The organism is Variovorax paradoxus, from assembly GCF_024734665.1.
Classification (GTDB): domain Bacteria; phylum Pseudomonadota; class Gammaproteobacteria; order Burkholderiales; family Burkholderiaceae_C; genus Variovorax.
In genome coordinates this window covers 281,403-293,802 of record NZ_CP102931.1, presented here as the reverse complement: position 1 = coordinate 293,802, position 12,400 = coordinate 281,403, and the positions used below count along the sequence as shown (strand labels likewise).

The following is a 12,400-nucleotide window of genomic DNA, read 5'->3' as shown; positions in this document are numbered from 1 at the left end:
AGAAACGTCATCTACGGGTTATCGACCCTGCGGATGGGCTTCGTAGAGTTGGCTTCACCAACCAAGGCAACCCAACCACCCTCAAGGAGTCACGAATGAACAAGCAAGCTTCCGCCACCCGACTGCTCGGCACCGCCACCCTCGCCGTCCTGCTGGGCGTGATTGCAGCGCCGAGCTTCGCCGGCAACTACGCCGAGGGCGATCCGCGTCCCGTGCCGCTGACCTCGTCGACGACACGCTCCGCGGTAACCGCCGACGCTGTGCAGTGGCTGAAGACCGCGCCCACGCAGGGCTACACCAGCGGCTATCAGCAAGAGGCGGTCGTTGTCTCGGCCAACACCCGCGCCGCAGTGGCGGCCGACACGCGGCTGTGGATCCAGTCGGGCCTGGCGGCCCAGCAGAGCGGTGAAGCCGGCGCCGATATGACGAAGCCCGGCTACCACCAGGCCGCAGCCGAATACGCCAAGCTGCGCGCGAGCCCCGCCTATGGCGCGCTGGTCGACCAGCTCAAGGGCCAGCAGGCGGCGGCGCAGTCGCAGACCCAGGTCCGCTGAAAGAAGGCGCGAAAGAGCTGACGGCGCACGGCGGTGCCCTGGGTAGGCCAGGGTAGACCGCCGCCAGCGCCTTGGTTCTATCTCCTATGGTCGGCGGTCATAGGCCGCATCTTCCGCCAGCAATCAGCGTTCGGGCCGGATAATCTTCTGATGCTCGACCTGGACCGCATCGATCTCCGGCTGCTGAAGATCCTTCAGGAGGACGGACGCATCACCAACCTCAAGCTGGCCGAGGCGGTAGCGCTCTCGCCCACCGCGGTGCTGGCGCGGGTGCAGCGGCTCACACGCGACGGCTTCATCCAGGGCTACGAGGCGCGGCTCGATCCGCACAAGCTGGGCCGCGGCTTCACCGTCTTCGTCGAGGTGCTGCTCGACCGCACCACGCCCAATGTGTTCGACCAGTTCAAGGCGGCGGTGCAGGTGCGCGACGAGATCATGGAATGCCACATGGTCGCGGGCGGCTTCGACTACCTGCTCAAGACCCGCATGGCCGACATGGCCGCCTACCGCGAGTTCGCGGGCACCGTGCTGTGGCAATTGCCCGGCGTGCGCGAGACGCGGACTTATGCGGTGATGGAAGAAGTGAAGAGCAGCGCGCGCCTGCCGCTAGGGGTGTGAGCGCGCCCGGCCACCGAAGATCGCCGTGCCGACACGCACCATCGTGCTGCCCGCGCTGATCGCCGCTTCAAGATCGGCACTCATGCCGAGCGACAGCGTGTCGAGTTCGATGCCCGCGTCGCGAATCGACTGGTACACCGCATGCGCGCGCAGGCACAACGCGCGCTGCGCCTCGAAATCCGCCGCCGGTTCGGGGATCGCCATGAGCCCGCGCAGCCAAAGCTGTGGCAAAGCCGCCACAGCGCGTGCCAGAGCCAGCGCCTCTTCCGGCGGCACGCCTGACTTGTTGGCACCGCCGTCCACATTAACCTGAAGGCATACATTGAGCGGCGGCAGCGAAGCCGGCCGCTGGGCCGACAGGCGCTCGGCAATCTTCAGCCGGTCGATGCTGTGGACCCAGTCGAAGTGCTCGGCCACGGGCCGCGTCTTGTTGCTTTGCAGAGGGCCGATGCAGTGCCATTCGAGGGCAGCGCGCAGATCGGCGAGGGCTTCGATCTTGTCCAGACCTTCCTGCACGTAGTTCTCGCCGAAGGCCGACTGGCCCACCGCATGCGCCTCGCGCACCGCCTCCGGCCCGAAGGTCTTTGACACCGCCAGCAGCCGCACCTCGCCCGGGTCGCGGCCGGCCGTTACACATGCCTTTGCGATCCGGCTGTTTACTTGCTGGAGGTCGTCGCCAATCATCGTCATAATCGTCCAAAATCGTATCAAAACGTCACCGAACTCGAGCCGAGGAGCCCCGTGGACATCACCCAATTGCTGGCGTTCAGCGTCAAGAACAAAGCCTCCGACCTGCATCTTTCCGCAGGCCTGCCGCCCATGATCCGCGTGAACGGCGACGTGCGCCGCATCAACGTCGACGCACTCGATCACAAGGGCGTGCACGCCATGGTGTACGACATCATGAGCGACACGCACCGCAAGCACTACGAAGAGTTCCTGGAGGTCGACTTCTCGTTCGAGATCGACGGCCTCGCGCGCTTCCGCGTGAACGCCTTCAACCAGGCACGTGGCGCGGCCGCGGTGTTCCGGACCATTCCCTCGAAGATCCTGACGCTGGAGCAGCTGAACGCACCGAAGATTTTCGGCGAACTCGCGCTCAAGCCGCGCGGGCTGGTGCTGGTGACGGGCCCCACGGGCTCGGGCAAGTCGACCACGCTGGCCGCCATGGTCAACTACCTCAACGAGAACGAATACGGCCACATCCTCACGGTGGAAGACCCGATCGAGTTCGTGCACGAGTCGAAGAAGTGCCTGATCAACCAGCGCGAAGTCGGCCCGATGACGCTGTCGTTCTCGAACGCGCTGCGCTCCGCCCTGCGCGAAGACCCGGACGCCATCCTGGTGGGCGAGTTGCGCGACCTCGAAACCATCCGCCTCGCCATGACCGCGGCCGAAACGGGCCACCTGGTGTTCGGCACGCTGCACACCTCTTCCGCCGCCAAGACCATCGACCGGATCATCGACGTGTTCCCCGGCGAAGAAAAGGAAATGATCCGCGCAATGCTGTCGGAATCACTGCAGGCAGTGATCTCGCAGACGCTGTGTAAGACCAAGGACGGCCAGGGCCGCGTGGCAGCGCACGAGATCATGCTGGGCACGCCCGCCATCCGCAACCTGATCCGCGAGGCCAAGGTGGCGCAGATGTACTCCACCATCCAGACCGGCCAGGGCTCGGGCATGCAGACGCTCGACCAGAACCTGACAGAGCTGGTGCGCCGCAATACCATCTCGGCAGCCGAAGCCCGCGGCAAGGCGAAGATCCCCGAAAACTTCCCGGGCTGATTCAAGACGAGCAGCCCCCAGGAGCACAGACATCATGGAACGCGATCAAGCCAGCCAGTTCATCAACGACCTGCTCAAGCTCATGGTGAGCCGAAACGGCAGCGACTTGTTCATCACCGCCGACTTTCCGCCGGCCATCAAGGTCGACGGCAAGGTCACCAAAGTGTCGCAGCAGGCGCTGGGCGCGCCGCACACGCTGGCGCTCACGCGCTCGATCATGAACGACCGCCAGACGGCGGAGTTCGAGCGCACCAAGGAATGCAACTTCGCGATCTCGCCGACCGGCATCGGCCGCTTCCGCGTGAACGCCTTCGTGCAGCAGGGCAAGGTCGGCATGGTGCTGCGGACCATTCCCGCCAAGCTGCCGACCATCGACGGCCTGGGCATGCCGCAGATTCTGAAAGACGTGTCGATGACCAAGCGCGGCCTCACCATCATGGTGGGCGCCACGGGTTCGGGCAAGTCGACCACGCTGGCCGCGATGATCGACTGGCGCAACGAAAATTCGTACGGCCACATCGTGACGGTGGAAGACCCGGTCGAGTTCGTGCACCCGCACAAGAACTGCGTGGTGACGCAGCGCGAAGTGGGCATCGATACCGACAGCTGGGAAGCCGCGCTGAAGAACACGCTGCGCCAGGCGCCCGACGTGATCCTGATGGGCGAAATCCGCGACCGCGAGACCATGGAGCACGCCGTGGCCTTCGCCGAAACCGGCCACCTTTGCATGGCCACGCTGCACGCCAACAGCGCCAACCAGGCGCTGGACCGGATCATCAACTTCTTCCCCGAAGAGCGTCGCGCGCAGCTGCTGATGGACCTGTCGCTGAACCTGCGCTCGCTGGTCTCGCAGCGGCTGGTGCCAACCGAAGACGGCCAGGGCCGGGTGGCCGCTGTTGAAGTGCTGCTGAACACGCCGCTGATTTCCGACCTGATCTTCAAGGGCGAAGTGGGCGAGATCAAGGAGATCATGCGCAAGAGCCGCAACCTGGGCATGCAGACTTTCGACCAGGCGCTGTTCGACCTGTTCGAAAGCCACTCGATCACCTTCGAAGATGCCATCCGCAACGCGGACTCGGCAAACGACCTGCGGCTGCAGATCAAGCTGAACAGCCAGCGTGCGCGCAGCACAGACCTGGCCGCCGGCACCGAGCACTTCGCTATCGTTTAAGCGGCAATCGCTCAGTCGATCGTTCGCTGCCACGCAGCGAAGATTCCTGCCGCCAGTGCAACCACCGCCATCGCGGTGAACCCGTCCAGCGAGGCCATGAACGTGGCCTGCTGTTCGAGCGTGCGGTACAGCGTGCCCAGCGCCATGGCATGCGCCTCACCGGCAGCGTGGCCCACCGCCGCGAACCCACGGGTCAACGAATCCAGCGCCTGCATGAAGCTCGCGTTCGCGGCATTGGCCGATTCGCCGAGCCGCACCTCGTGCAGCGCCAGCCGATGCTGCTGCAGCGCGATCACGCTCGAGGTCGCGAATGAAATCGCCAACTGGCGCACGAGGTTTTTGAGCCGGTAGCCGTGCGCGAACTCCTCTGCCGCGAATGGCTTGAAGGTGAGGTTCGCCACCGGCAGCACGACGAACAGCATCAGCAGCCCGCGCAACAGCAGCGGTACCAGCAAGGCCTCGCGCCCCGCCTGCGGCGTGACCCGCGACAGCCACCACGCCGCCAGCGCCGCAATACCGAAGCCCGTGACGATGAGCCATTTCTTGCGCGCCAACCGCGCCGAGTACTTCAGGTAGACGAACACCAGCAGCCCGGTCGCGAGCGAGGCCGCGCCCGTGAAATAGCCGGTGTTTCCCACGGTGAAGCCGAGCCCGCCTTCCATCATCCGCGGCAGCAGGTAGCTGAAGCCCGTCGAGAGGTAGTAGTAGACGACGTAGAGTGCCAGCCCCACGCGAAACGATGCGTTGCGCAGCGCATGCAGCCGCACCAGCGGCGCGGGGTGTTGCCATTGCTGCCAGCCGAACCACGCAAGCCCCGCCACGCCGGCGATGGTGAGGCCGATCAGCGCTGGCGAGCCAGTGAACAGCTCGAAGTGCGAGCGCGTCAGCACCACCTGCAGCGCGGCCTGCGCGAGCGCGAACACCACGTAGGCGACGTAGTGCGGCTCGGTGCGCTCGTGCGGCTCGACGTCGCCGATGTCGGGCAGCGTCCAGAGCACGAGCAGCCCGATGAGCGCCGCGGCCGGCGCGGTGCTCGCGAACAGCCAGCGCCAGTCGAAGTTGGTCACGAGAAAGGCGCCCGCGATGGGCGCCAGCGCGCCGCCGAAGACGATCAGCACCATGAACGCCTTCAGCGCCTTGGCGCGGCGCGCGGGCGGAATGCCGATCTGGATCAGGATGCGGCAGGCGCCGAGCATCGGGCCGACGAAGTAGCCCTGCACGGCGCGCGCCAGCGTGAGCTGCATCGAGCTGTCGCACAGCGCCGCGCCCACGCCGCCCAGGGCGAAGGCGAACATGCAGACGGCCAGGTAGCGCCGGTAACCCAGCCGCTCGATCCACGCATGCTGATGCAGGATGCCGAGCACCGCGCCCAACGCATAGGCGCTCGAAGCCCACACCAGTTCGTCGGGCGAGGCGTTGACGCCGCCGGCGATGTAGCTGGCGAAGAAGGCGAACAGCGCGTTGTCGAAATAGTCGATGGCCGTGACGAGGCCGATGGCCCAGGGCAGCAGCGCGGCCGCGGCATTACCGCGCGAAGGCCACGCCAGAGCCGAAGTGTTCATGACGCCGGCCGTTCCTTACGGCGCTGCTCGAGCGCCTCTTCTACCGGCTCGCCGGCGAGGCGGCGCTCCACATAGTCGAGGTCGCGCCGTATTTGAGCCTGTAGCGAAGCCGCCTCCTTGAGCTCGCGGCGGACCTGCGCCACGCGCGCATCGAGCGTGCCCAGCTGCTCGGTGAGCGTTTCGCGCAGCGTCTTTAGTGACGCATTCGACAGCCGCGGGCGCCCGCCTTCGGCCGGCGCCTCCATCGGCTGCTGCAGCATCGTGGTGATGGCCGTGAGCGAAAAACCCAGCGAGCGCATGCGAAGCACGCGCGCCAGCTTGTCGAGGTCGGCCTGCTCGTACAGGCGGTAGCCGCCCTCGCTGCGCACCGGCACCACGATGCCCAGTTCCTCGTAGTACTTGAGCGTGCGCGGAGTCACGTCGAGCCGGGCCGCGGCATCGCGCACGGTGATGGTCTTGGCGGGGCTCGCTTCAGTCATGGTGAAGCGATTCTACCCAAACCTATACGTTCACGTACATGTTTGAGCCATCACACCTGTCGCGGAATGGCTTTAAGCTGTCGCCCCATGAGCAGCATCAATACCCGCACCTACGAATCCGTCCCCGCACAGACAGTGGCTTTCCTCGGCCTCGGCGTCATGGGCGGCCCCATGGCAGGCCACCTGGCCAAGGCCGGCCACAGCGTCACGGTCTACAACCGCACACCCGCCAAGGCACAAGCCTGGGCCGCCGAGTTCGGCCCGCCCGGGCGCCATGCCGCCACCCCGCGCGAAGCAGCCGCTGGCGCCGACATCGTGTTCTGCTGCGTCGGCAACGACGACGACCTGCGCTCGGTGGTACTGGGCGACGACGGCGCTTTCGCCGGCATGAAGAAGGGCGCCGTGCTGGTCGACCACACGACCGCCTCGGCCGACGTGGCGCGCGAACTCTCCAAGGCCGCACAGGCGCTGGGCCTGCACTTCATCGACGCGCCCGTCTCGGGCGGCCAGGCCGGCGCGCAGAACGGCGCGCTCACCGTGATGTGCGGCGGCGACGCGGCGGCATTCGAACGCATCAAGCCGGTGGCCATGGCGTTCTCGCGCGCGGTCACGCTGCTGGGCGAAAGCGGCGCCGGCCAGCTCGCGAAGATGGTGAACCAGATCGCCATCGCGGGCCTGGTGCAGGGCCTGTCTGAAGCCATTGCCTTCGGCCAGCGCGCCGGGCTCGACATGGAGGCCGTGCTGGGCGTCATCAGCAAGGGCGCGGCCCAGAGCTGGCAGATGGAAAACCGCGGCAAGACCATGATCGAAGGCAAGTTCGACTACGGCTTCGCGGTCGACTGGATGCGCAAGGACCTGGGCCTGGTGCTCGACGAAGCCAAGCGCAACGGCGCGCGCGTGCCGGTGACAGCGCTGGTCGACCAGTTCTACGCCGACGTGCAGCAGGCCGGCGGGCGGCGCTGGGACACGTCGAGCCTCATCATTCGACTCAAATGAAAAAAGCCCGCTGATGCGGGCTTTTTTCATTGCGACGCTGCCACCGGTTTGTCAGCGCACCGGCGAGGTCGTCGCGTTGCCCGAAGGCTGCGTCGACGTGGAGCCCGACCCAGGCAGCGGATCCATCGGCGGCAGCGGCACGCGCGAGGTGGAAGACGACGACGAAGGCGTGGACGGCGAGGCCGACGTCACCGGCGCCGGGCCCGTGCCGCCGCGCTGCGCCGCAGCCTGGTTCGCCGCCTGGCTGGCTGCCAGGTCTGCCTCGCTCACTATCTCGACCACCCGCACCACCTTCACCACACCCGAGATGCCGCGCGTGATTTCGGTGGCGCGGTCGGTTTCGCGCCGCGTGGCGATGCCCATCAGGTAGACCGTGCCGCGCTCGGTCACCACCTTGAAGGAATTGGCGAAGATGTCCTTGGCGTCGAGCAGCGAGGCCTTCACCTTGCCGGTGATGTAGAGGTCGTTCGAGCGGTCCTGGAAGGTGCTCGAGGCGCCGATGGTCAGTTCGTTCACCACCGAGCGCACGTTCACGATGCGGCTCACCTCGTCCTCGACGCGGCGGCGGTCGGCATCGCTGCCCACGGCGCCGGTCAGCAGCACCTGGCGGTTGAAGCTGGTGACGCTCACGTACATCTGGTCGTTGGCGATGTCGCGCACGCGGGCCGCGGCACGCAGCTCGATGCCCTGGTCATCCAGTTGCGCGCCCGAGCTGCGGCGGTCGGTGGCCACCATGCCCACGCCCACCACGGCCGCGCCACCCACGACGAGCGGCACGCAGGCAGAAAGGCCTGCAACCAATGCGGCGCCCAGGGTCAGGGCAAGGGCGAAACGCTGGGTCGATGTCGTCTTCATGGTCGTCATGGTCATGAGGAAGCTTCCTGTTCTCCGAGTAACTGGGCATCCACGCCGTCGCACAGGCAATGCAGCGCGATCTGGTGGATTTCGTGGATGCGTGCCGCACGCTCGTGCGGCACGCTGATCTGGACGTCGGTTTCGCGCAGCGCGCGGCCGATGGCGCCGCCCGAGCCGCTGCTGCCCGCGCCCGGAGCCGAGGGCACGCCCGAAACGGCATTGCCCAGCAGCGCGACCACGGTCATATCGCGCTCGTGCGCTGCAGCCACCGCGGCCAGCACCGACGCGGACTGCCCGCTGGCGCTCAGAGCGAGCAGCACGTCGCCGGCCTGGCCGAGCGCACGCACCTGGCGGGCAAAGCGATCGGAGTCCGCAGCACTGGCGCTGTCGGCCTCGGGGTCGGTGGTGTCGCCTGGCAGCGCGATGGCGCCGAGCTCGGGCCGCTCGCGTTCGAAGCGGCCCACGAACTGCGCGGCGAACTGGGCCGCCAGCAGGCCAGACACACCGGCGCCGCAAGCCAGCACCTTGCCGCCGCTGGTCACACAGGCCAGGATGGCCTGCATCGCTTGAGAGATGGGTTTGCTGAGGACCGGTCCGGTCTGGTATTTGAGGTCGGCACTATCGATGAAGTGCTGCTGAATACGTTGCTCGAGCATGAGGCGGGATGATAACTGGGGGTTGTGAAACAAGACGTGTGAGTTGTGGAGCCCTCGGCAGGGCTTCAGTTCCCCATGCAGGGCACATCAGCCGGCGTCGAAGGCGCCTTGAAGCCAGGTGATTTTCTCCTCGACCAGCACCACGTCGAAACGGCATGGCGGCACCGCGCGCAGCCGGCTCAGGTAGTGCTGCGCGGCGAACACGATGCGCCGCTGTTTCAGCCCGGTGATGCTGCCGCCCGCGCCGCCGTGCGTGCCGGCGCTGCGCTGGCGGACCTCGACGAACACCAGCGTGCCGCCTGAGGAGCCGCGCGGATCGCGCATGATCAGGTCGATCTCGCCGCCGCCGCGCCCGGGCGTCCGATAATTGCGCGCGAGCAGCAACAGGCCGGCGTCCCGCAGGTAGTCGAGCGCGGCGTCTTCCGCCGCATCGCCCCGATGCTTCGTTGTGGTGGTCTTCATGGCTCCCTGCCTGCAATCTTCTTTTTTGTTCGTTCATTCCGACGGAGAAACCTCTTGGCTTCACTCGCCCCTGCTTCTTTCGGCGCCGCCCTCGCGGCCGCGCACGACGCCGCGGGTGCGCAGCATTATCCGCAGGGCACGCTCTACGTGGTCGGCACGCCCATCGGCAACCTGGCCGACATCACGCTGCGCGCGCTGCATGTGCTGCAGTTGGTGGACGTCATCGCCTGCGAGGACACGCGCCACACGCAGAGCATGCTGCGCGCCTACGGCATCGACCGTCCCGGCGCGCGGCTGCTGGCGGTGCACCAGCACAACGAAGCCGAGGCCGCGCAGACCGTGGTCGCGCGGCTCGCGCAGGGCGAGCGCATCGCCTATGTCAGCGACGCCGGCACGCCCGGCGTGAGCGACCCCGGCGCGCGGCTGGCCGCAGCCGTGCGCGCGGCCGGGCAGCGCGTGCTGCCACTGCCCGGTGCCAGCAGCGTGACCACACTAATCAGCGCGGCGGGCCTCGTGGCGGATGGCGGCAGCGACGGCAACGCCAGCAGCGCCTTCGTCTTCGCCGGCTTCCTGCCGAGCAAGGCCGGCGAGCGCGACACCGCCGTGCAGGCGCTGTCGCAGGAACCGCGCGCCGTGGTGCTGCTCGAAGCGCCGCACCGCATCGAGAGCCTGGCGCGCGCATTGGCCACGCTGGGCGAACGCCGCATCACCGTCGGCCGCGAGCTCACCAAACAGTTCGAGGAGATCGCCACCGTCGCGGCCAGTGCCCTGCCCGAATGGTTCAGCGCCGACCGCGACCGCACGCGCGGAGAGTTCGCGCTGGTGCTGCACCCCGTGGCGGTGAGCGGCGATGGCGGCGCGGAAGGCGAACGCGTGTTGCGCCTGCTGCTGGCCGAGTTGCCCGTGAAGACCGCGGTGAAGCTGGCTGCCGAGATCAGCGGCGCGCCGCGCAACACGCTGTACGAGACCGCGCTGCGCATTCGCAATGGCGCGGAAGAAGCCTAGCCTTAGCCGTCCAGTTCGGCGTAGCGCCTGAAGATGCCGTCTTCGTTGAACGCGATACGGCGCGGGCTCTGCAGGTAGTCATGCACGCGCTGGCGGCGCCTGACGTTGGCGTGCAGCTTCTCGACCGCGGGCGTTGCGGCCAGCGCCCGGGCCGTGGCCTTCGGAAATGCGTAGTGCAGGCCGTCCACCAGCTGGAACAGCGACAGGTCCGCATAGGTCAGCATGTCGCCCACCAGGTGCAGGTTGCCCGCGGGATTGCGCTGCAGCACCCGCTCGAACCAGTTCAGGAACTTCGGGATGCGCTCGTCGCGAAAGGCCCGTGCACGCTGCACCGCCGCGTCGCGCTGGTCTTCGTAGTAAGCGTCGACCGAGATCGGATGGTGCGTGTCATGCGCCTCGGCCACCACGTCGGCGATGGTGAGCTGCAGCTGGTGCGTCCACAGCCCGTCGGACTCGCCCACGCCAGACAGGCCGAGCCGAGGCCCCAGGTACAGCAGGATCGCGGCGGTCTGCCCGACCACGATGTCGCCATCGACGAGAAAGGGCGGCGCGAACGCGGGGCGCGCGCTGTTGGGGTCGTCCAAACGCTCGCCGAGTGCGGACTCGCCTCCGCCCTTGGCTTCAGGTAGCCGCGCCACGTCGACATAGTCGGCGCCGGCCGCCTCGAGAGCGAGCCGCACGAATTCACCGCGGCCCTGGATGGTGGGCCAGTAATGGAGTTGGTACGGCATGCGGCCATGGTGTCACGAGTGCGGGGACCATGGCAACCGTGCGCGTGTGCGCATGTCAGCGCAGCACCGTGCGGCTAAGAACGCTTCGTCACATCGCGCTGTTGAGGATCGTGTCCTCAAACTCCAGCTGCTCGAAGTTGCTGCCCATGAAGTCAATGCGCTCACCGCGCAATCCAACGGCTTTGATCCGCGTACCGGTGCATTCGAGCAGCTTGACTTCAGACCAACGACCCTGATCGAAGCTGACCTCGTTCAAGCTGCATTGCATCAAGCAACTACCACTGAGGGTGCTTCGCTCGAACTCGGTGTACTCGAAGACACAGTTGACGAAGGTGCAGTCTGAGATCGAGATATCGCCGAAACCGCAGCCACTGAAGACACAGTCGGTGAACGTGCAGGCAACCCACCGGGCCTGATGAAAAGTCGTGCCGGTGAAACTGCTACCGAAGAACGCTGACTCGGTGAACTGGGCCAGATCGAGGTCAAGACCGACGTAGGCAGAACTATCTGCTTGTCCAACCAAGCCGGCCGGGGCACCGCCCGCGCCTTTGCGCCAGAGGTCGTGGTTGAGGATGATTTCTTGCGAGCTCATTGCGGTCCGTTCATTCGTGGCTTTGCTGGCGAGGAGGCCACTCGATGCGCGAAATTTGATTTGCGGGAGGACGAGCATTCCAGGTTTTCAGGCAGGCCTCGCTGCAGCATGGCCACCAACCGAGCGGGCCGTCCGCAATCAATTCGCCACAACTCGCCCGGCACCAGCGGGATTTTTGAAGCGCCGAGCGTGCCCGCAGGTGAGCGGATTTGGCGTGGTGCGGTTTTTGGGTAGGCGGGTTCAGCTCTACCTCGGGATGATGTGATTTCTCCGGATGTCTCATTTTCCATTTTTTCAAAAAACAAACACTCGGGCAGTTAGTCACCATGATGTATTTCGACTTCTTTCAGCGAGATGACCAAATACCGGAAAGTTGAGCGGCTCAGGAAAATTCTATGGCGCGCGAGTTATTGGAGGGATGAGCGCGCAAAATGCACTCTCAATTTCTTCAGCCTTCGAAGATGCGTTCAATATAAGTGGATAGGTTTTAATTCCCCTCCGTCCAGCAGTAAAGCTCATCATGCGGAAAGATTGCTCTCCATCATAAAAGATGATCCCGTCAAGCCCATCACGCACATTAGCCTCGGCATCTCTAAAATTACGCAGCGCGTGATTTATTTTTGGGAAATATGATCCGTCTCGCTCGATAAACAAACCCTTGATCAATTTGTCACTCACGCCAGGAATAGTTGCATTCAAATACAACATTGAATCATTGCCTGTCCAATTAATTTTACAAGTCGAATTCACGCGATCGCTATTTGCAAATTCATCGATTTTTCTCGAGACCTCGCGACTATTCGCTCCTTTCCCAAGACTGATCCAAGCAACAAAATGATCATCCCTGAATCCCGCAAAAGAATTTACAGAAATAAAAAATAAAACAGCAGCACATCGTCTACCAAAAGCACAACACCCAGTGAACTTCATTTTT

General features: G+C 65.4%; 15 protein-coding genes. 6 read left to right on the top strand and 9 right to left on the bottom strand.

The window, feature by feature from the left end; all coding sequences use genetic code 11:
* Positions 1 to 95: 95 nt before the first annotated feature.
* Both NWF24_RS01400 and NWF24_RS01395 read left to right on the top strand, forming a co-directional pair.
* Positions 96 to 554: a hypothetical protein gene (locus tag NWF24_RS01400; protein WP_258352676.1), complete on the top strand. Its 459-nt coding sequence runs from the start codon at positions 96 to 98 to the stop codon at positions 552 to 554.
* Positions 555 to 704: 150 nt separating this feature from the next.
* Positions 705 to 1,172 carry an Lrp/AsnC ligand binding domain-containing protein gene (locus tag NWF24_RS01395; RefSeq protein WP_258352675.1) on the top strand — a complete coding sequence of 156 codons (468 nt, stop codon included), beginning with the start codon at positions 705 to 707 and terminating at the stop codon, positions 1,170 to 1,172.
* On the opposite strand, the gene NWF24_RS01390 is transcribed toward NWF24_RS01395, so the two are convergent.
* Positions 1,161 to 1,862: a YggS family pyridoxal phosphate-dependent enzyme gene (locus NWF24_RS01390; RefSeq protein WP_258355407.1), complete on the bottom strand. Its 702-nt coding sequence runs from the start codon at positions 1,860 to 1,862 to the stop codon at positions 1,161 to 1,163. The two genes, NWF24_RS01395 and NWF24_RS01390, sit on opposite strands and share 12 nt — an antisense overlap.
* 51 nt (positions 1,863 to 1,913) lie before the next feature.
* Here NWF24_RS01390 and NWF24_RS01385 point away from each other — a divergent pair, with 51 nt between their 5' ends.
* Both NWF24_RS01385 and NWF24_RS01380 read left to right on the top strand, forming a co-directional pair.
* Positions 1,914 to 2,957, top strand: coding sequence for a type IV pilus twitching motility protein PilT (locus tag NWF24_RS01385; RefSeq protein WP_007833310.1), 1,044 nt, complete (start codon positions 1,914 to 1,916; stop codon positions 2,955 to 2,957).
* A gap of 34 nt (positions 2,958 to 2,991) precedes the next feature.
* Positions 2,992 to 4,128 (top strand): PilT/PilU family type 4a pilus ATPase, encoded by a 1,137-nt coding sequence (locus tag NWF24_RS01380; RefSeq protein WP_097197835.1) that lies wholly within the window; start codon positions 2,992 to 2,994, stop codon positions 4,126 to 4,128.
* Between the two features lie 11 nt (positions 4,129 to 4,139).
* Here the strand turns inward: NWF24_RS01380 and NWF24_RS01375 are convergent, their stop codons facing one another.
* Both NWF24_RS01375 and NWF24_RS01370 read right to left on the bottom strand, forming a co-directional pair.
* The gene (locus tag NWF24_RS01375; protein WP_258352674.1) at positions 4,140 to 5,690 is read right to left on the bottom strand and encodes an MFS transporter; all 1,551 of its coding nucleotides are present in this window, start codon (positions 5,688 to 5,690) and stop codon (positions 4,140 to 4,142) included.
* On the bottom strand, positions 5,687 to 6,169 hold the full coding sequence (locus NWF24_RS01370; protein WP_258352673.1) for a MerR family transcriptional regulator: 483 nt from the start codon (positions 6,167 to 6,169) through the stop codon (positions 5,687 to 5,689). The genes NWF24_RS01375 and NWF24_RS01370 overlap by 4 nt, the downstream gene beginning before the upstream one ends.
* Before the next feature lie 87 nt (positions 6,170 to 6,256).
* On the opposite strand from NWF24_RS01370, the gene NWF24_RS01365 reads away from it, so the two are divergent.
* Positions 6,257 to 7,165, top strand: coding sequence for an NAD(P)-dependent oxidoreductase (locus NWF24_RS01365; RefSeq protein WP_258352672.1), 909 nt, complete (start codon positions 6,257 to 6,259; stop codon positions 7,163 to 7,165).
* Between the two features lie 51 nt (positions 7,166 to 7,216).
* On the opposite strand, the gene NWF24_RS01360 is transcribed toward NWF24_RS01365, so the two are convergent.
* The 3 genes from NWF24_RS01360 to NWF24_RS01350 form a co-directional block, all read right to left on the bottom strand.
* Positions 7,217 to 8,035: a BON domain-containing protein gene (locus NWF24_RS01360; protein ID WP_258352671.1), complete on the bottom strand. Its 819-nt coding sequence runs from the start codon at positions 8,033 to 8,035 to the stop codon at positions 7,217 to 7,219.
* Positions 8,032 to 8,676: an SIS domain-containing protein gene (locus NWF24_RS01355; RefSeq protein ID WP_093057690.1), complete on the bottom strand. Its 645-nt coding sequence runs from the start codon at positions 8,674 to 8,676 to the stop codon at positions 8,032 to 8,034. The genes NWF24_RS01360 and NWF24_RS01355 overlap by 4 nt, the downstream gene beginning before the upstream one ends.
* Positions 8,677 to 8,763: 87 nt before the next feature.
* A complete protein-coding gene (locus NWF24_RS01350; protein ID WP_258352670.1) occupies positions 8,764 to 9,138 on the bottom strand; it encodes a YraN family protein in 375 nt (124 codons plus the stop codon).
* Between the two features lie 54 nt (positions 9,139 to 9,192).
* Here NWF24_RS01350 and rsmI point away from each other — a divergent pair, with 54 nt between their 5' ends.
* The gene (gene rsmI, locus NWF24_RS01345) at positions 9,193 to 10,143 is read left to right on the top strand and encodes a 16S rRNA (cytidine(1402)-2'-O)-methyltransferase (protein ID WP_258352669.1); all 951 of its coding nucleotides are present in this window, start codon (positions 9,193 to 9,195) and stop codon (positions 10,141 to 10,143) included.
* A 2-nt stretch (positions 10,144 to 10,145) separates the two neighbouring features.
* Here rsmI and NWF24_RS01340 read toward each other — a convergent pair whose 3' ends face one another.
* The 3 genes from NWF24_RS01340 to NWF24_RS01330 all read right to left on the bottom strand — a co-directional run bounded on the left by NWF24_RS01340 (position 10,146) and on the right by NWF24_RS01330 (position 12,396).
* Positions 10,146 to 10,874 carry a glutathione S-transferase gene (locus NWF24_RS01340; protein ID WP_258352668.1) on the bottom strand — a complete coding sequence of 243 codons (729 nt, stop codon included), beginning with the start codon at positions 10,872 to 10,874 and terminating at the stop codon, positions 10,146 to 10,148.
* Between the two features lie 88 nt (positions 10,875 to 10,962).
* Entirely contained in the window at positions 10,963 to 11,466 is a 504-nt protein-coding gene (locus NWF24_RS01335; protein ID WP_258352667.1) for a pentapeptide repeat-containing protein, read from the bottom strand.
* Between the two features lie 393 nt (positions 11,467 to 11,859).
* A complete protein-coding gene (locus tag NWF24_RS01330) occupies positions 11,860 to 12,396 on the bottom strand; it encodes a hypothetical protein (protein WP_258352666.1) in 537 nt (178 codons plus the stop codon).
* Positions 12,397 to 12,400: the final 4 nt, after the last annotated feature.